The following is a 25,819-nucleotide window of genomic DNA, read 5'->3' on the forward strand; positions in this document are numbered from 1 at the left end:
ATGGCCTTTCAGATCGCGCCGTGGCGGGGTGGACGCCGGTTGTTGAGGTGGAATTGGCCGACGGCCTGGTACTTCCAGCGGACGGGGTCGTGCAGCGTATGGGTGCGGACGTTTCGCCAGTGGCGGTCGAGGCCGTCGGCCTCCATGCTGGCGGAGGTTCCGCCCAGCTCCAGCAGCCGGTTGGCCGCGTCCAGCCCGGCGCGGGTCGAATGGATGCGCGCTTCGGCCACCGCGATGGATGCGCGCGCGACGCTCTCGTCGTCCGGGGCAGCCTGCGCCTCGGCCACGATGCGCCCGGCACGCGCCAGCATCGCTTCCGCCGCCCTCAACCCCACGCGCACCGCACCGACCCGGTGGATCGTCAGCGGGTCTTCGGCCGCCGTCTCCACCTTTGCGTCCAGCCACGGGCGGGCCCGGTTGCGTATGAAGTCCAGCATGTCGCGGTAGGCGGCTTCGCCGATGCCGAGGTCTATGGCGGCGTGCATCAGCTGCGCGAAGGGGCCGATGGTCGTCGGCCGCTCGAACGACGCCTGGAAGGGCACGACCACCGCTTCGTCCACACTGACCTCGTCGAAGGTGACCGTGCCGCTGCCGGTGACCCGCTGCCCGAACCCATCCCAGTCGTCGACGATATCGACGCCCTTTGCGCTGCGCGGAACGAAGACCAGGTAGGATACGTCGCGTCCGTCCTCCTGTGCGACGGCAAGCGTGGGGATGGTCTGGGCGTAGAGCGCCCCGGTGCAGTAGAATTTGCGGCCCGATACGATTGCGCGTCCGGCCTCGCGCCGCAGGCGCGTGGTGCGCTTGAAATCGCGCCGGCCGATCTCGGCCAGCGCGTTGCCGAAGCGGTGCCCGGCCAGCGCCTTGGCATAGAGGTTTTCCTGCTGCTGCGGCGTACCGCCGACACGCAGCACCTCCAGCGCGTAGAAGTGGTTTTGCGGTATCTGCCCGATGGAGCCGTCGCCGCGCGACAGGATGGCGATGACGCGGGCAAGCGTTGCCGGCGAAACGGCCGCCCCGCCGTAGATGCGCGGTACCGTGATGCCGAAAAGGCCGGCCGCGCTCATCCGGTCCAGCTCCTGCCACGGCAGGCGCCTGTCCCTGTCGCGCTCCACCGCGCCGGCGGCGAACTCTTCGGAAAGCCGCGTCGCTACCGCGATGGCTTCCGCGTCGGTTGCGATGATGGCCGCGGCCCGCGTGGCGGAGGTCTGTTCATGCGCCAGCGACATGGTCAATTCCATTGGTGGCGCGCCGGCAACGCGCCGTTCAATTGATGATTGCCGATCAGATGGTATTTCCAGCGGACCGGATCGTGCAGCGTATGCACCCGGGCATTGCGCCAGTGTCTGTCCAGCGCATGGCCGGCCCGGGTCGAGGCTGCACCCGCAAGGTCGAACAGGGTTTCGGCGGCGGCGAGGGCGCTTTGCGTGGTCAGGATCTTGGCTTCCGCCACCGCCACGGATGCCGCCGCGCTGCTTTCCGCCGTCACGGGGCGGGAGCCGATGGCGTCGAGCGTCGCGGCCGCCTCGTACAGCACGGCCTGGGCGGCGTGATGATCGGCAATGAGGGCCCCGAAGCTGTGGATGATGGTGGGATCGTCCTGTGCGCTTTCCAGTCCGGAATCCATCCACGGCCTTGCCCGCGTACGGACGAAGGCGGCCGCATCGTCCAGCGCGGCTTTGGCGATGCCGCTGTCGATGGCGGCCTGGATCAGTTGCGAGATCGGACCGGCAAGCCCGGGACGGTCGGCGAATTTCCAGACGGGGATGATGTCGGCCGGCTCGACCGCGACATGGTCGAAAACCACGGTGCCGCTTGCGGTGGTGCGCTGGCCGAAGGAACGCCAGTCGTCTTCCACCCGCACACCGGGCGCGTCGTGGCGTACCCACACCTGCACGGGGCGGCCCTCCTCGTCGGCGGCGCGGGTGGGAATCCAATGGGCGAAGATGGCGCCGGTGGAGTAGAAGCGTTCGCCGGTCAGCACCAGCTTTCCGTCCAGCCGGCGCAACTGCGTCTTGTTGTGCGTCACGGCGCGGCGGCCTTTTTCCGGCCCGGCATTGCCGATGCGGTGGCCGGCCAGGATATCGGCGAAGAAGCGCCTCTGCTGCTCCGGGGTGCCGAAATCGCGCAGCAGCGCGACGACGCCGAACTGGTTTTGCGGGATCTGCCCCAGCGAGGCATCCGCCGCGGAGATGATCTCGAACACGTCCACCAGCGTCCTGAGGCCGAGTTCCGGCCCGCCATGCGCGCGTGGCACCGTCAGGGTGCCAAGGCCACTGGCCGTATAGGCGGCGATCTCATCGAAGGGGAGCCGCCGGTCGCGGTCGCGCTCGATAGCACCTTCGGAAAAGCTCGCCGCAAGCCGGCGGGCCGCCTCGATGGCGTCCAAATGGCTTTCGATGCGCTGCGGGCGCACCGGAGCCTCCGGGCGAGGTTGCGTCATGAGGGTCTCCTTCGGCTCAACGGTCGGACAGGGCGCGTACGGCGCGGTCGCCGATGAACTGCACGCTCATCACCATGGCGATCAGCACGGCGATGACGGCCAGCATCACCGTGGTATCGAAACGCTGGTATCCGTAGCGGATCGCCATGTCGCCGAGGCCGCCGGCGCCCACCGCGCCCGCCATGGCGGATGCGCCGATCATCGTGACGACCGTAATGGTGAAGCCGCCCACGATGCCGGGAAGCGCCTCCGGCAGCAGCACATGACGCACGATGTGCCGGCGTCGGCAGCCCATGGCCTCGGCCGCCTCGATCAGGCCGCGATCGACGCCCCGGATGCTGACTTCCGCGATGCGTGCGAAGAACGGTGTCGCGCTGATCGACAATGGCACGATGGCGGCCCAGACCCCGATGGTGGTGCCGGCGAGAAGCCGGGTCAACGGAATGAGGGCAACCAGCAGCACGATGAAGGGTGTTGCCCGGAACCCGTTCACGATGGCGCCAAGGACCGCGTTGAGGCGCGGCGCGGGGCGGATGCCGCCCGGCGCCGTCGCCACCAGCAGGACGGCCAGCGGAATACCGAACAGGACGGCCACCCCGGCCGACACGCCCACCATGAGGCTGGTATCCAGGAAAGCGTTCCAGAGGCGTTCAAGCATCGTCGCGGACATAGCCGATCACCTTTGTGGTTGGAGACAGGCGGGCAAGGGTTTCCGGTGCCGGCTCGCCGGAAACGGCCAGCAGCAGCCGGCCATGGGTATGACCCTGCGTCCGCTCCAGTGCCGCGTGCAGAAGGGTGACCGGGGCCTTCAGGGCTGCGGCGATGGCGGACAGGTCGGGCGTATCGTCGGCGCCGGTGTACTGCACCGCGATGAGCGCGCGGTCGCTCGGGTCGTCGCGCGTCTCATGCAGGCGGGCGGCGATGTCCTCGGGCAGGTCACGCGTCAGCGGCTGCAACAAAGCGCGCGTTGCATCGGCCCGCGGGTCGCCGAAAACCTGCCAGACAGGTCCGCTTTCGACGATACGCCCCTTTTCCAGCACCACGACGTCGTCGCAGATTTCGCGGATGACGCTCATCTCGTGCGTGATCAGGATGATCGTCAGGCCCAGGCGGCGGTTGATGTCCTTCAGCAGCGACAGGATCGACAGGGTCGTTTCCGGATCGAGGGCGGAGGTCGCCTCGTCGCACAACAGGATTTCCGGATCGGAGACGATGGCGCGGGCAATGCCGACGCGCTGCTTCTGCCCGCCGGATAGGCGCGATGGGTAGACACGGTGCTTTTCGGACAGGCCGACGAGGTCGAGCGCCCGCGTGACGCGCGGGCCGATGTCCGCCTTCGGCACGCCGGCGACGGAAAGGGGCAGGGCGACATTGTCCCATACCGTCTTGGCGGACAGAAGGTTGAAATGCTGGAAGATCATGCCGATCCGCCGACGCAGCGCCACCAGCCCCTCGGTATCGAGCCCGGAAATATCCGCACCGTTGACCAGAACGCGCCCGCTGCTGGGCGTCTCCAGCCGGTTGATCAGGCGGATCAGGCTGGATTTCCCGGCCCCGCTGCGGCCGATGATGCCGCAGATCGAGCCGGGATGCACCGTCAGGTCGATATCGGCGAGTGCGGCGACGTTGCCGGTCCTGGACGCATAGGTTTTGCCGACACCCGCCAGTGTCACGGAGCCGGCGGCGCGTGCCGCCGGGTCTGCAGACAGGCCTGCCGCCGCCGGGCGGACGACCGGCGGCTTGCGTTGGGGTAGCGTTTCGAGCGTATGCCGCTGCAGCGGCTCGAACAGGATGGTCAAGCGCCGCTCCCTCAATTCTTCCAGGCCAGGACGTAGAGCTGCGGATCCTTGGCAAAGGCGGTGTCGATCACCTCCGCCACCTCGGGCGATGACTGGTAGATCTCGATGAAGCGCTTGATATCGGCGCGCTCCACGTCCTCGCTGCGCGTCACGAAGCGGATGGCGAACTGGCGATCCTCGATGCCGGAATAGATCAGCCCTGCCGACGGATCGAACGTGCCCGACGCGACGATGAAATGCGGGTAGCCGACCGACAGGTCGACGTCGGGCGTCACCCGGACGAGCTGCGGTCCTTCCACCTCGTTGAAGGTCAGGTTGCGCGGATTATCGACGATGTCGTCGAGGCTGCCGAGGAAGCCGACACCCTCTTTCAGCTTGATCAGCCCGGCGCGCTCAAGCAGCAGCAGGCCGCGACCCTGATTGACCGGGTCATTGGGGATCGCGACGGTTCCGCCATCCGGGATCTCGTCGAAGCTCTTGTGACGCAGGGAATAGAGACCGATGTTGGACAGTGCACCGACACCGGCGATGGCAAAGTCGTAGCCGCGCTCCTCGATGGCGTTATCCAGAAAGGGCTTGTGCTGGAAGTAGTTGACATCGATGTCGCCCGATTGCAGCGCGACGTTGGGCGTCGTCCAATCGGTGAATTCGATCACCTCCACCTCGATGTTTTCGCCCCGCGCGATCTCGGCCGCCTTGGCGACGCTGTCTCCGTAGGCGCCGGGCACGACGCCGATGCGAAGATCCGCCGCCAGGGCCGGCTCGAGCGGTAGAATGGACATTCCGACTGCAAGGATTGTCCAGAGGGAGCGGTAGTTCATCGCGGTTGGCTTTCCTGCTTCGTGGGTGGGGGCGACGGTCGGCCGGTCATTCGGCGGCGATTGCCGTCGCCAGACGGGGAAAGAAGGCTCCGATATCGGCGACCGCTTCGTCGATCCGAGCCGACAGGGCCGGGGCGGATACGCGGTAATCCAGGAAGTCGGAGGTGGAGGCGTAGACGGCCGTCGGCAGGGTATGCGCCATGAAGAAGCCGAACAGCGGCCGCAGCTGATGCTCGACCATGAGGGCATGCCGGTCGCCGCCGCCGGTTGCCGCTATCAGCACCGGTTTTCCGCGGAGCGCCTCCGGCTCGATCAGGTCTATGAAGTGCTTGAAGAGGCCGGGGTAGGAGCCCTTGAAGGTCGGCGATCCGATCAGGAGCAGATCGGCCTGCGTTACCTGCGCAACGATGTCGGCGGCCTGCGCGTCGAGTTGCGAAGGCCACTGCGCCGCCCCGAGAGAGGGGCCGACATCGCCGAGGTCGTGGACGGTGCTCGAAAAGGCATAAGCGGACGACGCCCGACCCGCGATCTCCTCCAGAAGCGAAACCGTCCGGGATGGCCGGTTGTAGGAGCCGGCAAATGCCACGAGCCTTGGTTTCGTCATGTCGCCCTCTTCGTCCTCGTTCATGAAGACAGGCTAGGCGGCCGCGAAACCCAAGGAAAAGAAAAATCTATCGATTTTATGGATTAAAGGGAAAAGCGTTACCCCGGTCCGCCCTCGGACAGAAGGTCCTGGCGCTTGAGCTTAACGCCGCTGATCTTCTGGGCCATCATCAGGGCGATAAGCCCGACGATCTGCGCCGCCGCGGCATCCACGGGCAATCCGCCGCTGCGTATGTTGGAGACGCAGTTGCGGGCGGAGTCCGGCGTGCCGGGCCGGGCATCGAAGGTAACGTAGGCGCCAAGGCTGTCGGCCGCGGACAGGCCGGGCCGCTCTCCCACCAGAACGACGACAGAGCGCGCATCGAGTTCGGCGCAGATCCAGTCGCCCAGCGCAACGCGCGCCTGATGGGCGATCACCAGGGGCGCCACCGTCCAGCCGGCGGCGGCTGCCTTGTCGCCCAGCACCCTGGCCAGGGGCGCGGCGTTGAGCGCGACGGCGGTGGCCGAGAGCCCGTCCGCGACGACGAGGGCAATGTCGAAGCCGCCTTTGCCAGCCGCCGCACGCAGGGCCGCGCGGCTGTCCGCCGACAAGGTGCGTCCAAGGTCGGGCCGTCTCAAATACTCGGCCCGGTCGGACGCCGCCGAGTGCACTTCGATCGCACTGTCGCCGGCCGGCCCCAGTGCGGTGCGCAGGGCTGCCGCGTCCATGCCGGTCCACACGGCTTCGCGCGCGCGGGCATGGTCGAGGTTGAAGCGCAGCGCCGCGCGTGTGGGGATGCCGGAGCCGGCAGCGCCAAGCGAGATGCGTGCCTCGGTCCGGTCGCGCAGTTCGTCCAGCCGCGTCGGCGCAACGGCTTGCGGGTCTTCAGGCTCGATGGTCATGCGGCAAGGCCGATCATACGCGTGGCATCGCGCAGCGCCGGCGGTATCAGGGCGGGGTCGGCGGCCAGCCGGCCGTGCCGATCGACGATGCCGGTCTCGTGCAGCCAGGCCTCGAATTCCGGGGCAGGGCGGCGGTGAAGGCATTCCCGCGCGAAGACGGCGTCATGGTGGGACAGCGACTGATAGTTCAGCATGATGTCGTCGGCGCCCGGCACGGTGATCACGAAATGCACGTTGGCGGCGCACAGCATGGTCAGGAGAACGTCCATATCCTCGCCATCGGCATCGGCATGGTTGGTGTAGCAGACATCGACACCCATCGGCAGGCCGAGCAGCTTGCCGCAGAAATGGTCTTCGAGCCCGGCGCGCACGATCTGCTTGCCATTGTAAAGATATTCCGGACCGATGAACCCGACGACCGTGTTGACGAGCAGCGGAGAGAATTCGCGCGCGACCGCATAGGCGCGCGCTTCCATCGTCTGCTGGTCGATACCGAAATTGGCGTCGGCCGACAGGGCGGCGCCCTGGCCCGTTTCGAAATACATGAACTGTCCGTCGGCAGGGCAGCGTCCTAGCGTCCGCCCGGCGTCGAAGGCTTCCCGCAGGATGGCGAGATCGATGCCGAAGCCGGCATTGGCCTTCTGCGATCCCGCGATGGACTGGAAGACGAGATCGACGGGGGCGCCGCGCGCCATGGCCTCGATGGCGACGGTGACGTGGCCCAGGCAGCAGCTCTGCGTCGGAATGGCCAGGCGCAGCCGCAGCGCTTCCAGAAGCTCGACGATGCGGATGTAGTCTTCCAGCGTATCGGTGGCCGGGTTGACGCCGATCACCGCATCGCCTGACCCCATCAAAAGGCCGTCGAGCGCCGAGACCAGGATGCCATCGGACGCGTCGCGCGGATGGTTCGGCTGGTTGCGGGTGGACAGCCGTCCCGGCAGGCCGATCGTGCTGCGGAACCGCGTGACGACGCGGCGCTTGGCGGCGATGGCGACAAGGTCCTGCAGGCGGCAGAGCTTCGACACGGCCGCGACCATTTCCGGTGTCAGGCCCCATGTCAGTCTTTCCAGCGCATCGGCATCGGCGGCGGGGGACAGCAGCCACTCGCGAAACTCGCCCACCGTCAGGCCGGCGACGGGGGCGAAGGCCGCCGGATCGTGCTGCCGGGCTATGAGGTCGGAGACCTCGTCATCGTCGATCAGGGCCTCCCGCAGAAACGCGTCGAGCGGCAGGTCGGCAAGGCACATCTGCGCGGCAAGGCGTTCCACCGGGCCTTGCGCGGCAAGCCCGGCAAGCTGGTCGCCGGACCGTTCCGGCGTAGCCTTGGCCAACAGGTCGCGCAGGTCGGCGAAGGCGAAACGCGTTCCCTCGATCGTCGTGGCGTAACCCATGCGTCTCCCTTTCCGCGACCGTCAGCCCCGCAGCAAGGCCATCGCCGCGTCGTGCAGTTCGGGCGTCGCCGCCGCAAGGACGCGTCCGTCCGAATCCAGCCCCAGCGGAGCGCCGTTCCAATCCGTCACCACGCCGCCCGCGCCTTCGATGACGGGCACGAGCGCAAGGTAATCATAGGGCTGCAATCCGCATTCGGCTATCAGGTCGCAATGGCCGCACGCCAGGAGCGCGTAGGCATAGCAGTCGCCGCCGAAACGGCGCAGCCCGACGGCCGCCGAAAGCCGGCGATAGGCGGCCTCGTCCGGGCCATGGAACCCTTCCGGGGAGGTTGTCATGAAACGGGCCGACGCCAGCGCGCGGCAATCGCTGGCGCGGACCGGCGCGCCATTCAGCAATGCCGGCCCTTCGGCCTCGGCGGTCCACCTTTCGCCCAGCACGGGAATATCCACGACGCCGAGAATCGGCACGCCGTGGCGCAGATGTGCAAGCAGCGTCCCGAACAGGGGGATTCCCGTGACGAAGCTTTTGGTGCCGTCGATCGGGTCGATCACCCAGAGCGAACCGTCGCCCGGCGTTGCGCCTGTTTCCTCGCCGAGGATGCCGTGGCCCGGGTAGCGCTGCTCGATCATGGCGCGCAGGCGTGCCTCGATCGCGCGGTCGGCGATGGTGACGGGGCTGTCGTCCGCCTTGGATTCCACGTCGAGGCGCGTGCGGAAATGCGACAGCGCGATGGGCCGCGCCGCATCGGCAAGGCTTTCCGCGAAGGAGAGGAGGGTGCCCTGGGGCATGGCGGCGGGGGCCGGACGCAGGCTCATCGGATCACAGTGCTTTCAGGTAATGGGGCCAGCGCGGGTCGCTCATGATGGAGCGCGCGCGCATGTGCTTCCAGATGCCGTATTTGTAGAAATCGAATTCCAGGGTCGATAGCCGGTTCTGCACCATCGCCCAGGTCGACCACTTGATGTCGGCCAGGGCCTTGTGCACGACCAGCCGTGCATGGAGCGACTCGGTGCACTGCCCGAAATACAGTTCGATCAGCGACCGTTCCACGCTTTCGGGGAAGAACATCTCGCTGCTCCAGATGGCGAGATCGTACATCCGGTCGTTGTTGGAGGCATATTCGAAGTCGATCAGGAGGATCGTTCCGTCGTCGCCGATGAGGAAGTTGCCGGGCATCGGGTCGTTGAAGCAGGGCACGAGATCGAGACCCGAGGCTTCCAGCGCCTGCCGCGCGATCCGGTACTGCCGGCTCAGCCATGCGTGATCGGGGGGCAGGCGGGCGCCGAGGTCGGCTGCCTGCCGGTCGTGTTCGTCGATCATGTCGAAGACGGTCTTGGTCAGGGGCAGCAGCGGCGCCGCGTGGAACTGCCTGTAGACCCGCATCGCTTCGGCACGCATCGCCGGCGCGGCGAAGTCGCGATGGGTGGAGGGACGACGCCCTTCGACGAACTGCGCGATCTCGACATCCAGCCGGTCCAGATAGTCGAAGGTACGCGGGCCGAGGCCGATGTCCTCCGCCTGGCGGCTCGCCGCGCGGGCGGCGGCCCGGTCGATGAACATTTCCGTGCCGCGGCCCGGGATCTTCACGAAATAGTCGTGCGGCTCGCCGTCCACCGCCACCCGCCAGTTGACGTTGCTGATGCCACCGGTGACGGGGGCGTAGTGTATTGCCCGGTTGTGCCACGGGGCGACTTCCGCCACGGCGCCTTCGAGCATGCGTTCCGCCTCCGTGGCGGCATGGCCCACAGCGATCATCCAAGCCTCCTCAGCGTTTCCTCGAACCCTGGACGGTTGATACGCATCCGGCAGCGCAAAAGGCGCCAGGCCGCATATTTGCGGAACTCGAGCGAGGTTCGTGGCGAAAGGCGATCGAACAGAAGGGCTCTCAGTCCCCAGTAGAGATCGTCGGCTGCCGCATAGGCGAGGCAGCGATTGTACAGCGCCTCGCTCCACGCCCCGTTCCACATTTCGATGCCCGCCCGCATCTCGCTGTCGAACTGGCACGCCTCGTTGAGAAGCGCCGCGAGTTGATAATGGGGGTCCGTGTCGCACGCCATGTCGAGATCCACGAGGCGGACCGCGCCATCGGGGCCCAGCATGATGTTCGTGGCATGCGGGTCGCCATGGGCGGGCCGGCTGTCGGCGCCTGCCGCCGCCAGCGCCTCGGCAATGGCGGCAATGCCGTCGAACAGCCACCAGGCATCGTCCGGAAGCGTGTCCGCTTCCGGGCCGAGACGCTCACGCATGTCGGCAATACCGTCGAAGACCGTCCAGCGTTTCCCCATGGGAGGGCCTTCCGCGATGGTACGGAGCGTCGCGACCACGGTGGAAAGGCATGCCTCCTCTCCGAGCGCGTCCAGTGTCGCCGGCCGCCATTCCGGCCCCAGCAGGCGAAACAGGATCGCCCCCTGATCCGCCGCCAGATGCAGCGGCTCGGGCGTCAGGCCCAATTGCGCAAGCGCCTTCCCGGCCCCGAAAGTGCGGGCCGGGTCGAACAGCTCGGCGCATTCGGCCTGATGCACCTTCAGGAACAGGGATGGCTGTTCGCCCTCAGCCTGCGTGACGCGATAGAGCGTCGACTCGACCCCCTGGTAGGAGGGGGACGCGGCACCGGACAGGGCGGGCTCGTAGCGCAGTGCGCGCGCGTCCAGGAACGGCACCGACGACAGGGCAGCTTCCGCCAATCTTTCCTGGCCGTCCTTCGGTGCGCCGAGCGGCTTCATACAGGGGTTTCCTCCACGGCGATGGCGGCCATGCCCCTGGTGGCGAGGATTATCAGCATGTCGGCCAGGATCTGCGTGCCGAACGCCTGGTCCTCGGGCCGCGTATATTCCGTTGGATGGTGGATGACGCCGCCGACGCTGGGTACGGCCAGCACGATGGCCGGGCATACGGCCGAAAGGCTGACGGCATCATGCCCGCCGATCGTGTCGAGGTGGCGCGTCCCGGCGCCGCGCGCCTCTGCCGCGCGCTCGGCCAGCCGTATCAGGCCGGTGTCCATGCGGCCGGCGGCGCGCCTGTCGATGGAGCGGACCTCGTAAGAGATGCCGACCGCCTCCGCCGCATCGGCGATCATGGTCTTCAAACTGTCCTCGGCCGCTTCCAGCACCTCCGGCGAGCCGGAGCGCAGCTCGATGAACAGGACCGCCTCGCCGGGTACCGTGTTGGGTGAATTGGGGTAGACCTCCAGGCGGCCGACCGATGTATGCAGTTCCAGGCCATGCTCGCCCGCCAGCGCCTTCAGGCCGGTGATGACATGCGCGGCGGCCAGCAGCGCATCCTTGCGTTCCGCCATGGGCGTCGGCCCGGTGTGGGCCTGGCGGCCGATGAAGGCCAGCCGGTACTTGGTCGCGCCCCAGAACCGCGTGAAGGCGCCGAAACGCTCGCCGGCGCGATCCAGGAACGGCCCGCCCTCGATATGAAGCTCGATCAGCGCGTCCGGCACGCGCACTGTATCTGTGCCCGCATAGCCGATGTCGGCAAGGGCGTCCCGCACGGTGATGCCGTTGCCGTCGCGCCGGTCCAGCGCCCAGTCCAGTGCCGTGGCGCCGGTGAACACGCTGCTGCCGAGAAGGCTGGGCTGGAAGCGCGCGCCCTCTTCGTTGGTCCAGTTGGCCACCGCGAAGTTGCAGGCGGCGGCGCTTCCGTCTTGTGCCAGCGTGTCGCGGACGGCCCGGATGGCCTCGCAGGCGGACAGGACGCCGAGCGTCCCGTCGAAGCGGCCACCATTGGGCTGGCTGTCGAGATGCGAACCCACCATGACCAGCGGCGCGTCCCGGCCGGCAAGGTCGACAAGGCCGAACTGGTTGCCGATCGCGTCCACCTTCGGCGTAAATCCATTGGCGGAAAACCATGCTGCCAGCCAGTCGCGGGCCCTGCCATCCTCACGCGACAGGGTCAGGCGGGTCATCGCCCCGCCTTCGCCGCCGCCGAAGGGCTGCACGGCATCCATCATGGCCTGCAGCCGGTCTGCATCGATGTGGGCGGAATGTGTGGCGTGGCTGTCTGGCATCGGACGATCCGTTCTCGATATGGAATGCGTGGTCAGGCGGTGGCGGGAAGGTGGCGCGGCTCATCCCGCGGGAGAGGGCCCGAAACCAGGTGGCAGGCCGCGAAATCGCTGTCGCTGCGGGTGGTCAGATGGGGGCTCCGGCTTGCGCACGGGGCAAAGGCCTGCGGGCAGCGGGACCGGAACGAACACCCCTGCGGAAGGTCGATCGGGCTTGGCGGCTCGCCCTCCATCAGGCAGTCCTCCGGCCTGTAGCGCCGCCTCTCCAGCGTCGGCATCGCCGACAGGAGCGCCTTCGTGTAGGGGTGCCCCGGATCGAAGAAGAGCCGCTCGTTGTCGGCCAGCTCGACGACCTCTCCTAGGTACATGACCGCGATGCGGTTGCAGGCCTTCCGGACCATGCCGAGGTCGTGGGATATGAAAATGTAGGTGAGCGAATGTTCGCGCTGCAGCTTGTCGAACAGGGCCAGAAGGCGGAACTGCTCGGTCTGGTCCAGTGCGGACAAGGTCTCGTCCATCAGCAGGATTTCCGGGTCCAGCACCATGGCGCGCGCCACGTTGACGCGTTGCCGCTGGCCGGCCGACAGGCCGGTGGGCAACTCGTCGTACAGGGATACGGGCAACCCGACGTCGTCCATGACCTGCCGGACCTTATCGCGGATGCGCGCCGCCTCGCGCCAGCCATGCACGCGCAGCGGCGCCTCGATCATCGCGCCGATCGAGGTGCGTGGCGGAAGAGAGCCGAACGGATCCTGCAGCACGAGCTGCAGCTTCCGGCGGAAGCCCAGAAGCGCACGTCCGGTCAGGCGCGAGATGTCCTGGCCTTCGCACAGGATCTGCCCTCCTGACGGCTTTTCCAGCCGGCTCAGGAGCCGCATCAGCGTGGACTTGCCGCAACCCGATTCCCCCACCACGGCGAAGCTGTCTCCGCGATGCACGTCGAACGTCACGTTGCGGACGGCCCGCAGGGCATCCGTCTTGCCGAAGGAGCCGCGCCGCCGCACGTCGTAGGTCTGCGATACGTCGTTGAGACGGATGACCGGCTGGCGGTCGTTCGCCACGCTGGCCGGAGGGCGCGGAGCCCCCGCGCCCCAGATCACCGGTATCTGCGCCACCAGCTCGCGCGTGTAGGCATGGCGCGGCGCGGCCACGAGCGCCTCGCTCGGCTGTTCCTCCACGAGCCGTCCATCGTCCATGACGAGAATGCGGCCGGCGGCCTCCCGGGCGACGGGAAGGGAAGACGAGACGAACAGGACCGCGGTATCGAACGTATCGGACAACTCGCGCATCAGGCGTATCACCTGCGCCGCCACGGTGACGTCGAGCGGTTGGGTGACGTTGTCGGCCACCAGCAGGGTCGGGTTTGCCACCATGGCATCCACGATCAGGGCACGCTGCATCATGCCGCCCGAATATTGCGATGGATAATCGTGGAAGCGCGCGCGCGCCGAAGGGATGCGCACCGCTTCGAGCAGTTCGATCGCACGGGCCTGCGCATCCGTCTTCGAGATTTCGGGCGCGACCGCGCGCAGCTTCTCGACGATCTGGGCGCCGACCGGCAGCGTCGGGTCCAGCGCGCCCATCGGGTTGGCGCCGACATAGGCGATGTCGCGGCGCCGCCGCCGCATGTCGCCTCCCGAGAGCGCCAGTATATCGCGGCCCTTGAAGACGACCTTGCCCGACGAGATGCGAAGGGGACTGTCGATCCAGTTGACGATAGCCTTCGACAGGACTGTCTTGCCGGAGCCGGAGGCCCCGACGACGCCGACGATCTCGCGCGGGGCCACGGTAAAGGTGACATTCTTCAGGATCGCATGTTCGCGGCCGGGCATGGCCACGTCCACGCACAATCCCTCGACGGACAGGACGGGCTGGGCTGTCGCGTTCATCAGGCGCCTCCATGGATGGAGTTGCGGGCGCGCTCGAAGGCGGATCCCATCAGGTTGATGCTGGTCAAGGTGAGGCAGAGGAAGACGCCCGGCATCGTGGCGATCCACCATGCGTTCAGGAGGTACTTGCGGCCATCGGCAATGATGTTGCCGAAGGTCGGCGTCGGCGGCTGCACGCCGAGTCCCAGGAAGCCCAGGATGGATTCGAAGATCATCATGCGCGCCACGTCCAGGACGGAGGTAAACAGGATGGGCGGGATCAGCAGCGGCACGAGCAGCGTCAGCAGGATCCGCGCATGCGTGGCGCCCGATACCTGGGCCGCGCGCACATATTCCTGCCCGCGCTCGGCCATGACGACGGAGCGCATGATGCGGGCGTAGACCGGCCAGTTGGAAAGACCGAGGACCAGGACGATCGCGGGAATGGTCGGACGCGAGACGCCGAGGACGGCGATGGCCAGGATGATCATCGGAATGGCCAGTTGGGCATCCGTGATCCGCATGATGACGGTGTCGGAGCGCCCGCCGAAATATCCGGCCAGCGTGCCGAGGGTGCAGCCGATGGCAAGCGTTACGGCCACGGACGCCACCCCGATCAACAGGGAGTAGCGCAGGCCGACAAGGCTTCGCACCAGCATGTCGCGGCCGATCTGATCCGTGCCCAGCGGATGGGCCCAGCTCCATTTTTCTCCCAGGAAGATCGGCGGCAGCAGGCGGGCCCGCACGTTCATCGCCGTGGGATCGATCCCGCTGATGGCCGGATACAGGGCCGCGGCGAGGACGAGCACGAGAAAGACGGCGAAACCGATGCGGAATTCCGTGGAGCGCGCGGCCCGGCCCAGAATGCGCCGTGCCACGGAACGGCCGGCGGGGGCGGTGCGTGCCACGCCCGTTACCAGAGTGGGGTCGATGGCGCTCATCAGTATTCGAGCCTCGGGTCGATGGTGGTGGCAGCGAGATCGACGAGAATGTTGATGATCACGAAGATCGCGGCGGTGACGATGGCTATGCCCTGGATCAGTGGAAAGTCGCGTTGCAGGACGGCGTTGATCGTCAGCAGGCCGAGGCCGGGATAGTCGAAGATGTATTCGACGATGATCACGCCGCCGAGCAGCGAGGAAAACTGGACACCCAGCAAGTTGAGCAACGGCACGGCCGCGTTGCGCAACGCATGGTGCGCGACGATGCGGGGCCGCGACAGACCCCGGACATGGCCGACGCTGACATAGGAGGCGCTCATCTGCGCCGCGACGGCGCTGGACAGGGTGCGGATCAGCACCGGCGACAGTTCGACCGCCAGCACGATGGCCGGCAGGATCGTATAGGCGAAGCCGCGGTAGCCGATGGCGGGCAACCAGCCGAGATGTGCCGAGAACAAGAGCGCCAGGACGATGCCCAGCCAGAAGTTGGGGATGGAGATGAAGACCGACGAGATGGCGAAGGCCAGCTTGTCGGCGATGCCGCCGGGCCGCAACCCGGCCGCGATCCCGACGATGGACGAGAAGATCAGCGCGAATACCAGCGCCAGGGCCGCCAGTTGCAGCGTCATCGGCAACGCATCGAGGATGAGCGTCATGACGTCGGCCCGCTCCCCGCGCGTCGTGTCGCCGAAGCTGGCGCCGCCCGTTGCCGCGCCGCTGGCCGGCCGCACGAAGGATTGCCCGAGATTTCCCTGGACGACATCGCCCATGTAACGGCCGAACTGTACGATGATCGGGTCGCGGAGGCCCATTTCAGTCGCGATCTGCTCGATCAGGGCTTCCGGCGCCATGCCGCCCGCCATCAGGCGCACCGGATCGCCGGGCACGACGCGCAGCAGCGTGAAGATCAGCAGCGACACCAGGAAGATGATCAGCGCGCCTTGCGTCAGGCGACGCGCGAGGAAGCTGAGGACGAACATCGGGCGACAAGCTCCGGTCTTGCATTCGGGAACGATGCGAGGCCCGCCGCGATCCTGGCGGCGGGCTTCCCGGGGCCCTGGTCAGGCGACCTTGCCGGTGGCGTCGATGGAGCCGTCCGGGTAGATGTAGAGTCCGGTAAGCTCCTTGCGCATCGCGTGGATCATGACCGATGTGAACAGCGAGAGCGCAGGCATCTTCCGCGCCAGCAGAGGCATCGTCTCGGTCTGCAGGATCGCCTGGCGTTCTTCCAGCGTGGAAGCATTGCGCTCCTTGTCGAGGCTGGCATCGATTTCGGCGTCCTCGATGCCGGTGATGCGGTGCGAAGAGGAGTGGAAGTGCGTCCGCAGCACGAGGTCCGGCTCCGGCGAACCGGTCGACCAGCCGCAATCCACCATGTGGCCCGGGCCGCCGCCGGGGCGATGATACAGGCGCTCGTTCCATGCGGCCGGTTCCAGCACGGTCAGGCTGACGTTGAAGCCCTGTTCGTTCAGCATGGCCGTGATGACCTCGCCGTATTCCACCGTCTTCGGATAGAAGCCGACAGATGTGATGTATTCCAGCGGCGGCAGGCCTTCGCCGCCCGGGAAGCCGGCTTCCGCCAGCAATGCCTGGGCGCGCTCGGGGTCGTAGGCGGGATAATTCTCCAGCTCGATGTAGCCGAACTTGACCGGCGAGACGAAGTTGCTGGACGCGTGTCCGGCCGTCCCCAGAAGCTCCAGGATCAATTCGCGGTCGATGGAATGGCATGCCGCCATGCGGATGCGCGGATCGTCGAAGGGGGGCTTGGAGCACCGGAACCAGAGATATTTGTTTTCGACGGATACGACCTCGTTGATCGCAATGTCCGCATTGCCGGACACGGTGTCGACCTGCTCCGGCTCCAGCCGCTCGACGATGTTGGCCTGGCCGTTCATCAGGGACAGCATGCGCGTCGTGGAATCGCCGACGAAGGTGAAGTTGATCGACGGGATCGACGGCTTGCCCTTGAAGTAGCCGTCGAAGGCCTCGAGCACGGTATCGTTGCCGCGCTGCTCCACGAAGCGGAAGGGGCCCGTGCCGTTGAGCCGCTGGGACAGCGGGCCGCCGGGCCCCTCCGCGATATCCTTGGCGGACATCATCGGCAGGAAAGAAGCCAGGAACATGAACAGGTGGGCGGGATAGCCGCCCTTGCTCGTATCGACGATCACCGTGTGGTCGTCCGGGGTCTCGATGGTCAACGTCTCGGTGGGGCCCGGATACCACTGGGCCGGACGGTCGGGCTGCGACCCGTACTCAAATGTCGCCTTCACATCCTCGGCCAGGAAGGGCTTTCCGTCGTGAAACTGCACGTCATCGCGCAGCTTGATCTGCAGGCGATGCGGATCGAGCAGCTCGATGGAGGTGGCGAGCTCGTAGACGACCGCGCCCGGATCCTCCAACGTCATCGGGGTGCGCGTCAGGAAGCCCATGACGAAGCCCTCGATGTTCTTCTGGGACAGCGTCGTGTGCGCCGTCGGATCCCAGTTGCCGGTGATGTTCTCCGCCGACAGGAACACCATCGGCTGCGCCTCCTGGGCAAAAGCCGACGAAAGGAGGAAGTCGGGGTCGATCTGTGCGAAGCCGGCCATTCCGGCAAGCGCGGCACCACCCTGGAGAATGCGTCTGCGAGTGACGAAGCTGGTCATAGAAAGTCCCCTGACACCAAGACGAACGACGATCGCGAGCGGTGCGGCGCACGCTCGCGCGGCCGCTCGATCCATCCCGTCCCGATAGCGGCACGGGGCATGTCCTAAGAATGTCGCCGAGTGGCAATGTGTGGTGTTTTGCTATCGGCTGGGGTAAGTATGCACACCTTCGGTAGTGAATCCACACGAAAACAGAAGATACGGATAAAAAAAGCGCAGTGATTAATGTATGTGCAAAATGCGTGGGGTTGGGGCTGGCAATTGCACAGGCGACGTGCGTTTATCGGTGTGTCAGCAAGGGAGCGTCTGCGTGAGTGAGGGCGGGTTGATGTGGCCGCATGAGCGCCACTCGAAGATTCTGGAACTCCTGAACGAAGAGAAGCGCATCTCGACGCAACGGCTGGCCGGCGTTCTGGATGTCTCGCGGGAGACGGTCCGGCGCGACCTTGCCGAGCTGGAGCAGGAAGGGGTCCTGAGGCGGGTGCATGGCGGCGCCGTGGCGCCCGAGCGCACGGTGGAGCCGGAGCGCGTCTTTGCCGAACGCCTGCAGGCCCACGCGGAAGAAAAGCGTGCCATCGGCGAGGTCGCATGCGAGATCATCCCGCGCGGTGCGACATTGTTCATCGATGCCGGCACCACGACGCTGGCCTTCGCCACGCAGATCACGCGCCGCGGCGACGTCAACATCATCACCAACTCACTCGATATCGCACGGCTTGCGGAAAGGGGGCCGGGTTGCGACATCCTGCTGCTCGGCGGCCGTCCTCATATCACGGTTCCGGCGACATACGGCGAAACGACGGTTCTGGAGATCGGGCGCTATCTCGTGGATTACGCCGTGATTTCGCCCGTCGGCCTGCATCCGGTGCGCGGCGTGACCTACTATGAAATGCACGAAGCCGATGTCGCGCGCAGCATGATCCGGCAAGCACGCAAGGTGATGCTGCTCTGCCAGTCGGGCAAGGTTGGCGTGGAAAGCCGGGTCTCGGTCGGCCGGCTCGACGATATCGACCATCTCGTGACGGATGGCGGCAGCGAGCTCCAGATCGCGCTGGCGAACGGTCGCATCCATTCGTCCAGGCGCTGACCAGCCGTCGCGTGCTGCCCGGCGGCCGTCCTCATATCGCGGTTCCGGCGACATACGGCGAAACGACGGTTTTGGAGATCGGGCGCTATCTCGTGGATTACGCCGTGATTTCGCCCGTCGGCCTGCATCCGGTGCGTGGCGTGACCTACTATGAAATGCACGAGGCCGATGTCGCGCGCAGCATGATCCGGCAAGCACGCAAGGTGATGCTGCTCTGCCAGTCGGGCAAGGTTGGCGTGGAAAGCAGGGTCTCGGTCGGCCGGCTCGACGATATCGACCATCTCGTGACGGATGGCGGCAGCGAGCTCCAGATCGCGCTGACGAACGGTCGCATCCATTCGTCCAGGCGCTGACCAGGCGTCGCGTGCTGCCCGGCGGCCGTCCTCATATCACGGTTCCGGCGACATACGGCGAAACGACGGTTCTGGAGATCGGGCGCTATCTCGTGGATTACGCCGTGATTTCGCCCGTCGGCCTGCATCCGGCGCGTGGCGTGACCTACTATGAAATGCACGAGGCCGATGTCGCGCGCAGCATGATCCGGCAAGCACGCAAGGTGATGCTGCTCTGCCAGTCGGGCAAGGTTGGCGTGGAAAACCGGGTCTCGGTCGGCCGGCTCGACGATATCGACCCTCTCGTGACGGATGGCGGCAGCGAGCTCCAGATCGCGCTGGCGAACGGTCGCATCCATTCGTCCAGGCGCTGACGAGGCGTCGCGTGCCTCAGGTCAGTTCGATGTCGGGAACGCGGTTGCGCAATTCGTCGACCAGCACCCGGGTATTTTCGGAATAGTCGATCGGCACGTCGACGAGATGCACGCCGCCCCCGGCAAAGGCCGCCTCCAGGGTCGGCACCAGATCCTGCGCCGCGCCGACGCGCGAGCCTTTGGCGCCGTACGCTTCGGCATAGCGTACGAAGTCCGGATTGCCGAAGCTCATCCCGAAATCCGGGAACCCGTCGATGGCCTGCTTCCAGCGGATCATCCCGTAGGCGCTGTCGTTCAGGATGACGACGACGAGGTTGAGCCGAAGCCGAACCGCCGTCTCCAGTTCCTGCGAGTTCATCATGAAGCCGCCATCGCCGCAGACCGCCATGACGCGTCGACCGGGATGGAGCATGGCCGCCATCATGGCCGAAGGCAGTCCGGCCCCCATGGTGGCGAGCGCATTGTCCAGGAGCAGCGTGTTGGCGACATGGGTGCGGTAGTTCCGCGCGAACCAGATCTTGTACATGCCGTTGTCGAGGCACACGATGCCGTCTTCGGGCATCACGGCGCGGACGTCGTGGACGATGCGCTGCGGCGTGATCGGGAACCGGTCTTCCTCGGCGCGGTCGTTGATGCGGGCAAGGATGGTCTTGCGCAGGTCGAGCATGGCATCGTCCGGCCGCAACCGGCCTTCGAGCCGTTCGCCGAGCGCCGTGACGGTGGCCGCGATGTCGCCGATCACCTCGATGTCGGGATGATAGACCTGCTCCACCGTGGCGGACTGGTAACCGATATGGACGACCTTCGGCCCCCCGGCGCTCTTCATCAGGAAGGGCGGCTTTTCCACCGTATCGTGGCCGATGGCGATGATCAGGTCGGCGCGCTCGATGGCCTCGTGGACATAATCGCCCTCGGACAGCGCCGCGGTGCCCATATAGAGGTTGGAGCCGCCCGTCACCGCGCCCTTGCCCATCTGGGTGTTGAAGAAGGGCAGGCGGGTGCGGGCGACGAAATCGGACAGTGCGTCGACGAGCGAGGGCCGGTTGCCGGCGGCGCCGATCATGACCAGCGGGCGTTTTGCCGCCAGGATGGTCCCGGCGGCCGCATCCAGGACGCTGGCCCGTGCCACAGGCAGGACCAGTTCGTGCGGCGGAATCAGCGGAACGCTGTCCACCTCTGCGCCGGCGACATCTTCCGGCAGTTCCAGATGGACGGGGCCGGGCCGCTCTTCGGTGGCCACACGAAACGCGTCCCGCACGATGGCCGGGATGCTCGCCGGACTGACGATTTGACGCGTCATCTTGGTGAGGGGCTTCATCGAGCCGACGATATCGACGATCTGGAATCGCGCCTGCTTGGCGCTCATCACCGGCTTCTGGCCGGTGATGAGGATCATCGGCATCGCGCCGAGATGGGCGTAGGCGGCGCCGGTCGAGAAATTCAGCGCGCCGGGGCCGAGCGTGGCAAGGCAGACGCCGGGCTTGCCCGTCAGCCGTCCGTGCGTCGCCGCCATGAAGGCGGCTGCCTGCTCGTGACGCGTCAGCACCAGTTCGATGCGCGAGTTCCGCAGCGATTCCAGGACGTCGAGGTTCTCCTCTCCCGGTACGCCGAAGATCCGGTCGACGCCTTCGTTCTCCAGTGCCGCTACGAACAGGTCGGATCCCTTGGGCATGTTTGGTATCCTCTTTACTGTGGGTTGCGGCAGCTTAGGGAAATGTCTGCTCATGTTCGAGTGAAGATGCGTCCGCAACATCGTTTTGCTGTCAGGCGGCCGACGCCGCTATGTGCCGCAGAATGTCCGGTATGGCTGCGCGGGAGGCGGCGGGGCGGCCTCGTGATCGGGGCTTGCCTGGTAAGGCGCGGACAACGCGCGGGAGAGGTCTTCGAAGGGTTTGAGATCGCCTTCGCCTGCCGCGGCCAGGACGGTTTCCACAAGATGATTGCGTGGTATGATCGCCGGGTTCACGCGGTCCATTGCATGCCGGCGCGCTCCCGGCTCCATCGGCTCTTGATCGAGGCGCGCACGCCAACCCTCAGCCCAGTCGATGAAGACGGCGGGATCGTCGAACAGGGCGGCGACAGCTTCGAACGCGTCGGTGCTCTCGGCGGCGGGGCCGAGCCGCCGGAACGTCAGGGTGAAGTCCGCCCGCTGCTGCGCCATCCGCTCCAGAAGCGACTCGATCAGGGCCGCGTCACCGTCACGCTGGGTTTGCAGGCCCAGTTTCGCGCCGAAGCCTGAAAGATAGGCCGATTTGAACGTCTGCGTGAACCCGTCCAGAATGCGATAGGCCTCTTCGACGGCAGCATCCGGGCCGGCGTCGAACAGCGGAAGCAGGCATTCGGCCAGACGCGCCAGATTCCATTTCGCGATCATCGGCTGGTTGGCGTAGGCATAGCGTCCGGTGCGGTCGATGGATGAGAAGACCGTGGCCGGGTCGTAAGCATCCATGAACGCGCAAGGCCCGTAGTCGATGGTCTCGCCGGAGATCGACATGTTGTCGGTGTTCATGACGCCATGCACGAAGCCGACCTGCATCCACTGCGCCACCAGCCGGGCCTGACGCCGGCAGACGCCTTCCAGCAGGGCCTGATAGGGGTTCGTCGCCTCTGCCGCCCCGGGATCGTGGCGGGCAATGACGTAGTCCGCAAGGCGGCGAACGGACTCCTGGTCCCCACGGGCTGCGAAGAACTGGAACGTGCCGACGCGCACATGGCTGGATGCGACGCGTGTCAGCACCGCACCCGGCAGGACCTCGTCCCGGTACACGGCCTCCCCGGTGGCAACGGCCGCAAGGGCGCGGGTGGTCGGCACGTTGAGTGCGGCCATGGCCTCGCTGACGAGATACTCGCGCAAGACCGGGCCAAGGGCCGCGCGCCCGTCGCCGCTTCGCGAAAAGGGCGTGGGGCCGGATCCCTTCAGCTGGATGTCGCGGCGATGTCCGTTGCGATCGACAACTTCCCCGAGAAGGATCGCCCGCCCATCGCCGAGTTGCGGAACGAAATTGCCGAACTGGTGCCCCGCATAGGCTGCAGCAAGCGGTTCCGCGCCTTCGGGAATTTCGTTGCCGGCAAGGATGCGCGTGCCTTCGTCCGTCGCGAAGGCTTCGGGGTCCAGGCCCAGTTCTTCGGCAAGCGGGCGGTTCAACAGCAGGAGCCGGGGCCGGTCGACGACCGTCGGATGCGTCCGGCGGTGGAAGGAGGGCCCCAGCCGGGCATAGCTGTTATCGAAGGCAAAATGTCGGGTCATGGGTTGCGCACCGCTTTTCTGGCGTCGCCGGTCGGTATCGCCGGTCTCGACACCGCAGATGGCGTGCCGGATCCACATGTCGAGAAGATGGTCATGCCGCCCGGGAGTGCCCACCTGGGCGGGATCGGTCGAAAGCCGTTCTCACCCGTTGCCGCGCAAGGTTCCACTGCGACGTTGTAGCTTGCCCTTTCAGAAGGTAGCATAGCTGTCCTGGAGAGGCATCATGATCGCATCCGGTATCCAGCTTCTGTTGAAAAACATCCCTCTCGTGATGCTGGTCGCAGCGTTGGTGATTGCCAGCCTGCGCTCCGAGCCGGATCATGCGCCGACGCGCTTTCTGAACTGGCTTCTGCTGTTATCGATTGGTGTCGAGTCCACATGGGGCGGCTTCTTCCATGTGTTCTTCCCGCATATCGCCTCAGCCCAGATCGGCTGGGAACCGAGCCCGTTCGAGTTCGAGATCGGTATTTCCGACATGGCGCTCGGTCTGACCGCAATCGCTTCCTTCTGGAGGTCGCTGTCGTTCAAGAGCGCCGTCGTGGCGATGGCGACGCTTTCATATGCGGGTGTACTGATCGGCCATGTGCAGCAGGCAATGGCCGGCGACTTTGCGCCGGACAACATGGGCATCCTGCAGGCCATCACGCTCCTGCACGTGATCCTGATGCCGACGCTCCTGTATCTGTCGTGGAAAGCCCGCTCCGAGCACATTTAACTGCGGCATCGCCGTATGATCCCGCTCGGCTTGGGCTGGACGGGCCTTTGTCGTCCGGCATGCGCACACGGAGGCCGAAGCGCTCGCCTGGACGCGCCAAGGTCCGATGACCATGGCGGGAACTTCGTGTCTTGACATACACCGTACAAAGAAGGGGATCGAATGGTGGGCGTGACAGGGATTGAACCTGTGACCCCTACGATGTCAACGTAGTGCTCTCCCGCTGAGCTACACGCCCATTCGATGGAGCGGCATAGACCATAGGGTCGCCGTCCGGTCAAGTGATTCCAGGGCCACTTTTCGGCCCCGGACAAAAAATCATGCGGCGTCCTGCAGCAGCTTGCCGACCTCTTCAACCAGCTCGCGGAGATGGAACGGCTTGGACAGGATCTTGGCGTCCTTGGGAGCCTTGGAATCGGGGTTCAGGGCCACTGCCGCAAAGCCCGTGATGAACATGACCTTCAGGTCCGGGTCCAACTCCGTGGCCCGGCGGGCCAGCTCGATTCCGTCCATTTCCGGCATGACGATGTCGGTCAGCAGCAGGGAGAATGGCTCTTCCCGCAGGCGCTCATAGGCGCTGGCACCGTTGTCGTAAGACGTCACCTCGTACCCGGCCTTCTCCAGCGCCTTGGCGAGGAAACGCCGCATGTCGTTGTCGTCTTCGGCCAGCAGAATCTTCGACATTGCCTTTTCCCGTTGGGCCGGCCATCGGCCGGCAGATGACGGATTGTATAGCCTCCGTGCCTGACATTAGATAGACGATGTAGCCTGTGCGAAGCCAGTGGGTGAGTATGACGATCACGGCAAATGACGTGCCTTACTTCGAAACCTCTGCGGGGCCGTGCCCGGCGTTCGAGGTTCTTGGGCCGTCGCGCCAGACCGTGCCGCTTGTCTTCTGCTCGCCCCACAGCGGCAGGGCCTACCCCGCCGACTTCATCGCCCTGTCGCGGTTGAAGGGCGATGCCGTCCGCCGCTCCGAAGACCTTTTCGTCGACCGTCTCTTCGACTTCGTACCCGAGATCGGCGCGCCGCTGCTGGTGGCGCGGTTCCCGCGCGCCTACCTCGACCTCAACCGCGAGCCCTACGAGCTCGATCCGGCCATGTTCGACGGCGCGCTGCCGGCCCATGTCAACGCGGTGTCCCCCCGCGTCGCGGGTGGGCTCGGCACGATTCCGCGCATCGTCGCCGAGCGACAGGAAATCTACAATGGCCGCCTGTCGGCAGCCGAGGGTCTCGGCCGCATATCGCGGATCTACTTCCCCTTCCATCGCCAGCTCGAGCAGCTCGTGGAAGCGACGGTGCAGCGGTTCGGCATGGCGGTGCTGGTGGATTGTCATTCCATGCCATCCTCCGTCCGGCCGCTTCCCGGTAACCGCCGCCCGGACATGGTTGTCGGCGATCGCTTCGGCACCAGCGCCGATGCGCGCTACGTCGCCGCGGCCATCGCAGAGCTGCGTGGCCTCGGCTACGATGTCGTGCGTAACAAGCCCTATGCCGGCGGCTACATAACCGAGCATTACGGCAGGCCGCGCAACAACGTCCATGCCATCCAGATCGAGATCAGCCGCGGCCTCTACGCCGACGAGGCTGCCTTCGCGCCGTCGGACGGCTTTGCCCCCATGCACGAAAATCTCCGCCGCTTCGTGGAAGCCTTCGCCGGCGATCTTGCGGCCGAGGCGTCGCGGCCGGCCGCAGCGGAATAGGAAAAAAAATACCGCGCGACGCAAAGGCGTGGCGCGGTCAAGTCTAGGGAGGAACGCCCGAAAAGGGCGCCGACAAATCGCTTTGTCGCGTTGCAATATAATGATGCGATGCGACATGTGTCAAGAATCGTACTATTGACGCGCGAAGCATTCACGCATTCTTCGGGGCCGCCCATCATGATGACCATGCCAGACGCCGACTTCCTGTTCCGTATCGCCGATGCCGCCGCTGGCCAGACACTTCCGCGCTTCCGGCAGAAGCTGGCCATCGACAACAAGGTGCCCGGTGCGTTCGACCCCGTGACGGAAGCGGACCGGCAGGCCGAAAGGGCGATCACCGCTCTCATCGCCGCCGAGTTTCCGGACCACGCCATCCTGGGGGAGGAGTTCGGACGGCAGGGCGACGGTGATGCGCTTTGGGTCATCGATCCCATCGACGGGACGCGTCCCTTCATTTCGGGCGTGCCGGTTTGGGGAACGCTCGTCGGATTGACGGTCGGCGGCAAGGCGCGCGCCGGCATCATGAGCCAGCCCTATATCGGCGAACGGTTCTGGACGGTGGGTGACGGCGCCTTCATGGACGGCCCCGCAGGCCAGGCCACCCTGCATGTGCGCGATGTCGGCGCGCTGGAAAACGCGACGCTCACCACCACCAATCCCCGCATGTTCGACGGCCCGATGAAGGAGCGTTTCGCGGCGCTGGAGGACAAGGTCCGCCTGTCACGCTACGGCCTCGACTGCTATGCCTTCGCCATGCTGGCGGCCGGCCATATCGACCTGTGCGTGGAAACCGGCCTGCAGCCCTACGACATCGTCGCCCTGATCCCCATCATCGAGCAGGCCGGTGGTATCGTCACCACCTTCGACGGCGGCAGGGCCGAGGGTGGCGGCGATGTCATCGCGGCCGCGACGCCGCAATTGCACAAAGCGGCGCTTGCCCTGCTGAACGGCTGACGCC

The 25,819-nt window shown here is 66.2% G+C and carries 25 protein-coding genes and 1 tRNA gene; 6 read left to right on the plus strand and 20 right to left on the minus strand.

All coding sequences use genetic code 11. From position 1 onward, the window contains the following. Window positions 1-8: 8 nt before the first annotated feature. From IGS74_RS08975 to IGS74_RS09050, 16 genes are all read right to left on the minus strand, one after another. Window positions 9-1,229 (minus strand): SfnB family sulfur acquisition oxidoreductase, encoded by a 1,221-nt coding sequence (locus tag IGS74_RS08975; protein ID WP_206688233.1) that lies wholly within the window; start codon window positions 1,227-1,229, stop codon window positions 9-11. 2 nt (window positions 1,230-1,231) lie between these two features. Beyond that, window positions 1,232-2,443, minus strand: coding sequence for an SfnB family sulfur acquisition oxidoreductase (locus IGS74_RS08980; RefSeq protein WP_192391124.1), 1,212 nt, complete (start codon window positions 2,441-2,443; stop codon window positions 1,232-1,234). A 16-nt stretch (window positions 2,444-2,459) separates the two neighbouring features. Beyond that, entirely contained in the window at window positions 2,460-3,113 is a 654-nt protein-coding gene (locus IGS74_RS08985; protein ID WP_192391125.1) for a methionine ABC transporter permease, read from the minus strand. Then, on the minus strand, window positions 3,094-4,116 hold the full coding sequence (locus IGS74_RS08990) for an ATP-binding cassette domain-containing protein (protein WP_246723133.1): 1,023 nt from the start codon (window positions 4,114-4,116) through the stop codon (window positions 3,094-3,096). The genes IGS74_RS08985 and IGS74_RS08990 overlap by 20 nt, the downstream gene beginning before the upstream one ends. A 137-nt stretch (window positions 4,117-4,253) precedes the next feature. Then, window positions 4,254-5,063 carry a MetQ/NlpA family ABC transporter substrate-binding protein gene (locus tag IGS74_RS08995; RefSeq protein WP_192391126.1) on the minus strand — a complete coding sequence of 270 codons (810 nt, stop codon included), beginning with the start codon at window positions 5,061-5,063 and terminating at the stop codon, window positions 4,254-4,256. Window positions 5,064-5,109: 46 nt separating this feature from the next. After that, entirely contained in the window at window positions 5,110-5,667 is a 558-nt protein-coding gene (msuE, locus tag IGS74_RS09000; protein WP_192391127.1) for an FMN reductase, read from the minus strand. Window positions 5,668-5,765: 98 nt separating this feature from the next. Next, on the minus strand, window positions 5,766-6,548 hold the full coding sequence (gene eutC, locus IGS74_RS09005; protein ID WP_192391128.1) for an ethanolamine ammonia-lyase subunit EutC: 783 nt from the start codon (window positions 6,546-6,548) through the stop codon (window positions 5,766-5,768). Beyond that, on the minus strand, window positions 6,545-7,939 hold the full coding sequence (locus IGS74_RS09010) for an ethanolamine ammonia-lyase subunit EutB (RefSeq protein ID WP_192391129.1): 1,395 nt from the start codon (window positions 7,937-7,939) through the stop codon (window positions 6,545-6,547). Before IGS74_RS09010 ends, eutC begins: the two co-directional genes overlap by 4 nt. 21 nt (window positions 7,940-7,960) lie before the next feature. Beyond that, window positions 7,961-8,755, minus strand: coding sequence for a histidinol-phosphatase (gene hisN, locus IGS74_RS09015; protein WP_246723095.1), 795 nt, complete (start codon window positions 8,753-8,755; stop codon window positions 7,961-7,963). A 4-nt stretch (window positions 8,756-8,759) separates the two neighbouring features. Continuing rightward, window positions 8,760-9,695, minus strand: coding sequence for a phosphotransferase (locus IGS74_RS09020; RefSeq protein WP_192391130.1), 936 nt, complete (start codon window positions 9,693-9,695; stop codon window positions 8,760-8,762). Next, window positions 9,692-10,663, minus strand: a complete 972-nt coding sequence (locus IGS74_RS09025; protein ID WP_192391131.1) for a phosphotransferase — start codon at window positions 10,661-10,663, stop codon at window positions 9,692-9,694. The genes IGS74_RS09020 and IGS74_RS09025 overlap by 4 nt, the downstream gene beginning before the upstream one ends. Further along, window positions 10,660-11,952 carry a Zn-dependent hydrolase gene (locus IGS74_RS09030; protein ID WP_192391132.1) on the minus strand — a complete coding sequence of 431 codons (1,293 nt, stop codon included), beginning with the start codon at window positions 11,950-11,952 and terminating at the stop codon, window positions 10,660-10,662. The genes IGS74_RS09025 and IGS74_RS09030 overlap by 4 nt, the downstream gene beginning before the upstream one ends. Window positions 11,953-11,984: 32 nt before the next feature. After that, the gene (locus tag IGS74_RS09035) at window positions 11,985-13,781 is read right to left on the minus strand and encodes an ABC transporter ATP-binding protein (RefSeq protein ID WP_246723134.1); all 1,797 of its coding nucleotides are present in this window, start codon (window positions 13,779-13,781) and stop codon (window positions 11,985-11,987) included. A 56-nt stretch (window positions 13,782-13,837) separates the two neighbouring features. Further along, window positions 13,838-14,758, minus strand: a complete 921-nt coding sequence (locus tag IGS74_RS09040; RefSeq protein WP_192391134.1) for an ABC transporter permease — start codon at window positions 14,756-14,758, stop codon at window positions 13,838-13,840. Continuing rightward, window positions 14,758-15,738: an ABC transporter permease gene (locus IGS74_RS09045; RefSeq protein ID WP_039189509.1), complete on the minus strand. Its 981-nt coding sequence runs from the start codon at window positions 15,736-15,738 to the stop codon at window positions 14,758-14,760. Before IGS74_RS09045 ends, IGS74_RS09040 begins: the two co-directional genes overlap by 1 nt. An 81-nt stretch (window positions 15,739-15,819) precedes the next feature. Then, window positions 15,820-17,403, minus strand: a complete 1,584-nt coding sequence (locus IGS74_RS09050) for an ABC transporter substrate-binding protein (RefSeq protein ID WP_192391135.1) — start codon at window positions 17,401-17,403, stop codon at window positions 15,820-15,822. Window positions 17,404-17,713: 310 nt separating this feature from the next. Here IGS74_RS09050 and IGS74_RS09055 point away from each other — a divergent pair, with 310 nt between their 5' ends. From IGS74_RS09055 to IGS74_RS09065, 3 genes are read left to right on the plus strand one after another with little or no spacing between them, the layout of a single operon-like run. Next, window positions 17,714-18,490 (plus strand): DeoR/GlpR family DNA-binding transcription regulator, encoded by a 777-nt coding sequence (locus tag IGS74_RS09055; protein WP_206688234.1) that lies wholly within the window; start codon window positions 17,714-17,716, stop codon window positions 18,488-18,490. A gap of 11 nt (window positions 18,491-18,501) precedes the next feature. Further along, window positions 18,502-18,843 (plus strand): hypothetical protein, encoded by a 342-nt coding sequence (locus IGS74_RS09060; RefSeq protein WP_206688235.1) that lies wholly within the window; start codon window positions 18,502-18,504, stop codon window positions 18,841-18,843. A gap of 11 nt (window positions 18,844-18,854) precedes the next feature. Then, on the plus strand, window positions 18,855-19,196 hold the full coding sequence (locus tag IGS74_RS09065; protein WP_192391136.1) for a hypothetical protein: 342 nt from the start codon (window positions 18,855-18,857) through the stop codon (window positions 19,194-19,196). Between the two features lie 16 nt (window positions 19,197-19,212). On the opposite strand, the gene IGS74_RS09070 is transcribed toward IGS74_RS09065, so the two are convergent. Then, on the minus strand, window positions 19,213-20,868 hold the full coding sequence (locus IGS74_RS09070) for an acetolactate synthase large subunit (RefSeq protein WP_192391137.1): 1,656 nt from the start codon (window positions 20,866-20,868) through the stop codon (window positions 19,213-19,215). Between the two features lie 108 nt (window positions 20,869-20,976). Continuing rightward, window positions 20,977-22,443, minus strand: coding sequence for a protein adenylyltransferase SelO (locus IGS74_RS09075; protein WP_192391138.1), 1,467 nt, complete (start codon window positions 22,441-22,443; stop codon window positions 20,977-20,979). Between the two features lie 223 nt (window positions 22,444-22,666). On the opposite strand from IGS74_RS09075, the gene IGS74_RS09080 reads away from it, so the two are divergent. Continuing rightward, window positions 22,667-23,158: a DUF6790 family protein gene (locus IGS74_RS09080; protein WP_192391139.1), complete on the plus strand. Its 492-nt coding sequence runs from the start codon at window positions 22,667-22,669 to the stop codon at window positions 23,156-23,158. A 163-nt stretch (window positions 23,159-23,321) separates the two neighbouring features. On the opposite strand, the gene IGS74_RS09085 is transcribed toward IGS74_RS09080, so the two are convergent. After that, window positions 23,322-23,396 (minus strand) — tRNA-Val (locus tag IGS74_RS09085). An 80-nt stretch (window positions 23,397-23,476) separates the two neighbouring features. Further along, window positions 23,477-23,842 (minus strand): response regulator, encoded by a 366-nt coding sequence (locus tag IGS74_RS09090; protein WP_039189534.1) that lies wholly within the window; start codon window positions 23,840-23,842, stop codon window positions 23,477-23,479. Window positions 23,843-23,949: 107 nt separating this feature from the next. Between IGS74_RS09090 and IGS74_RS09095 the strand changes: the two genes are divergently transcribed. Further along, window positions 23,950-24,861 carry an N-formylglutamate amidohydrolase gene (locus IGS74_RS09095; protein ID WP_192391659.1) on the plus strand — a complete coding sequence of 304 codons (912 nt, stop codon included), beginning with the start codon at window positions 23,950-23,952 and terminating at the stop codon, window positions 24,859-24,861. Between the two features lie 180 nt (window positions 24,862-25,041). Then, window positions 25,042-25,815, plus strand: a complete 774-nt coding sequence (hisN, locus tag IGS74_RS09100) for a histidinol-phosphatase (RefSeq protein WP_039190950.1) — start codon at window positions 25,042-25,044, stop codon at window positions 25,813-25,815. Window positions 25,816-25,819 lie beyond the last annotated feature (4 nt).

The organism is Aureimonas sp. OT7 (assembly GCF_014844055.1).
In the GTDB taxonomy this organism is placed as follows: Bacteria; Pseudomonadota; Alphaproteobacteria; order Rhizobiales; family Rhizobiaceae; genus Aureimonas; species Aureimonas altamirensis_A.

Excerpts from the sequence above, each read along its gene's own strand:
- IGS74_RS08975 (WP_206688233.1), bottom strand. The coding sequence starts at position 1,229 with ATGTCGCTGGCGCATGAACAGACCTCCGCCACGCGGGCCGCGGCCATC.
- IGS74_RS08980 (WP_192391124.1), bottom strand. The coding sequence starts at position 2,443 with ATGACGCAACCTCGCCCGGAGGCTCCGGTGCGCCCGCAGCGCATCGAA.
- IGS74_RS08985 (WP_192391125.1), bottom strand. The coding sequence starts at position 3,113 with ATGTCCGCGACGATGCTTGAACGCCTCTGGAACGCTTTCCTGGATACC.
- IGS74_RS08995 (WP_192391126.1), bottom strand. The coding sequence starts at position 5,063 with ATGAACTACCGCTCCCTCTGGACAATCCTTGCAGTCGGAATGTCCATT.
- msuE (WP_192391127.1), bottom strand. The coding sequence starts at position 5,667 with ATGACGAAACCAAGGCTCGTGGCATTTGCCGGCTCCTACAACCGGCCA.
- eutC (WP_192391128.1), bottom strand. The coding sequence starts at position 6,548 with ATGACCATCGAGCCTGAAGACCCGCAAGCCGTTGCGCCGACGCGGCTG.
- IGS74_RS09010 (WP_192391129.1), bottom strand. The coding sequence starts at position 7,939 with ATGGGTTACGCCACGACGATCGAGGGAACGCGTTTCGCCTTCGCCGAC.
- hisN (WP_246723095.1), bottom strand. The coding sequence starts at position 8,755 with ATGAGCCTGCGTCCGGCCCCCGCCGCCATGCCCCAGGGCACCCTCCTC.
- IGS74_RS09020 (WP_192391130.1), bottom strand. The coding sequence starts at position 9,695 with ATGATCGCTGTGGGCCATGCCGCCACGGAGGCGGAACGCATGCTCGAA.
- IGS74_RS09025 (WP_192391131.1), bottom strand. The coding sequence starts at position 10,663 with ATGAAGCCGCTCGGCGCACCGAAGGACGGCCAGGAAAGATTGGCGGAA.
- IGS74_RS09030 (WP_192391132.1), bottom strand. The coding sequence starts at position 11,952 with ATGCCAGACAGCCACGCCACACATTCCGCCCACATCGATGCAGACCGG.
- IGS74_RS09035 (WP_246723134.1), bottom strand. The coding sequence starts at position 13,781 with ATGCCCGGCCGCGAACATGCGATCCTGAAGAATGTCACCTTTACCGTG.
- IGS74_RS09040 (WP_192391134.1), bottom strand. The coding sequence starts at position 14,758 with ATGAGCGCCATCGACCCCACTCTGGTAACGGGCGTGGCACGCACCGCC.
- IGS74_RS09045 (WP_039189509.1), bottom strand. The coding sequence starts at position 15,738 with ATGTTCGTCCTCAGCTTCCTCGCGCGTCGCCTGACGCAAGGCGCGCTG.
- IGS74_RS09050 (WP_192391135.1), bottom strand. The coding sequence starts at position 17,403 with ATGACCAGCTTCGTCACTCGCAGACGCATTCTCCAGGGTGGTGCCGCG.
- IGS74_RS09070 (WP_192391137.1), bottom strand. The coding sequence starts at position 20,868 with ATGCCCAAGGGATCCGACCTGTTCGTAGCGGCACTGGAGAACGAAGGC.
- IGS74_RS09075 (WP_192391138.1), bottom strand. The coding sequence starts at position 22,443 with ATGACCCGACATTTTGCCTTCGATAACAGCTATGCCCGGCTGGGGCCC.
- IGS74_RS09080 (WP_192391139.1), top strand. The coding sequence starts at position 22,667 with ATGATCGCATCCGGTATCCAGCTTCTGTTGAAAAACATCCCTCTCGTG.
- IGS74_RS09090 (WP_039189534.1), bottom strand. The coding sequence starts at position 23,842 with ATGTCGAAGATTCTGCTGGCCGAAGACGACAACGACATGCGGCGTTTC.
- IGS74_RS09095 (WP_192391659.1), top strand. The coding sequence starts at position 23,950 with ATGACGATCACGGCAAATGACGTGCCTTACTTCGAAACCTCTGCGGGG.
- hisN (WP_039190950.1), top strand. The coding sequence starts at position 25,042 with ATGACCATGCCAGACGCCGACTTCCTGTTCCGTATCGCCGATGCCGCC.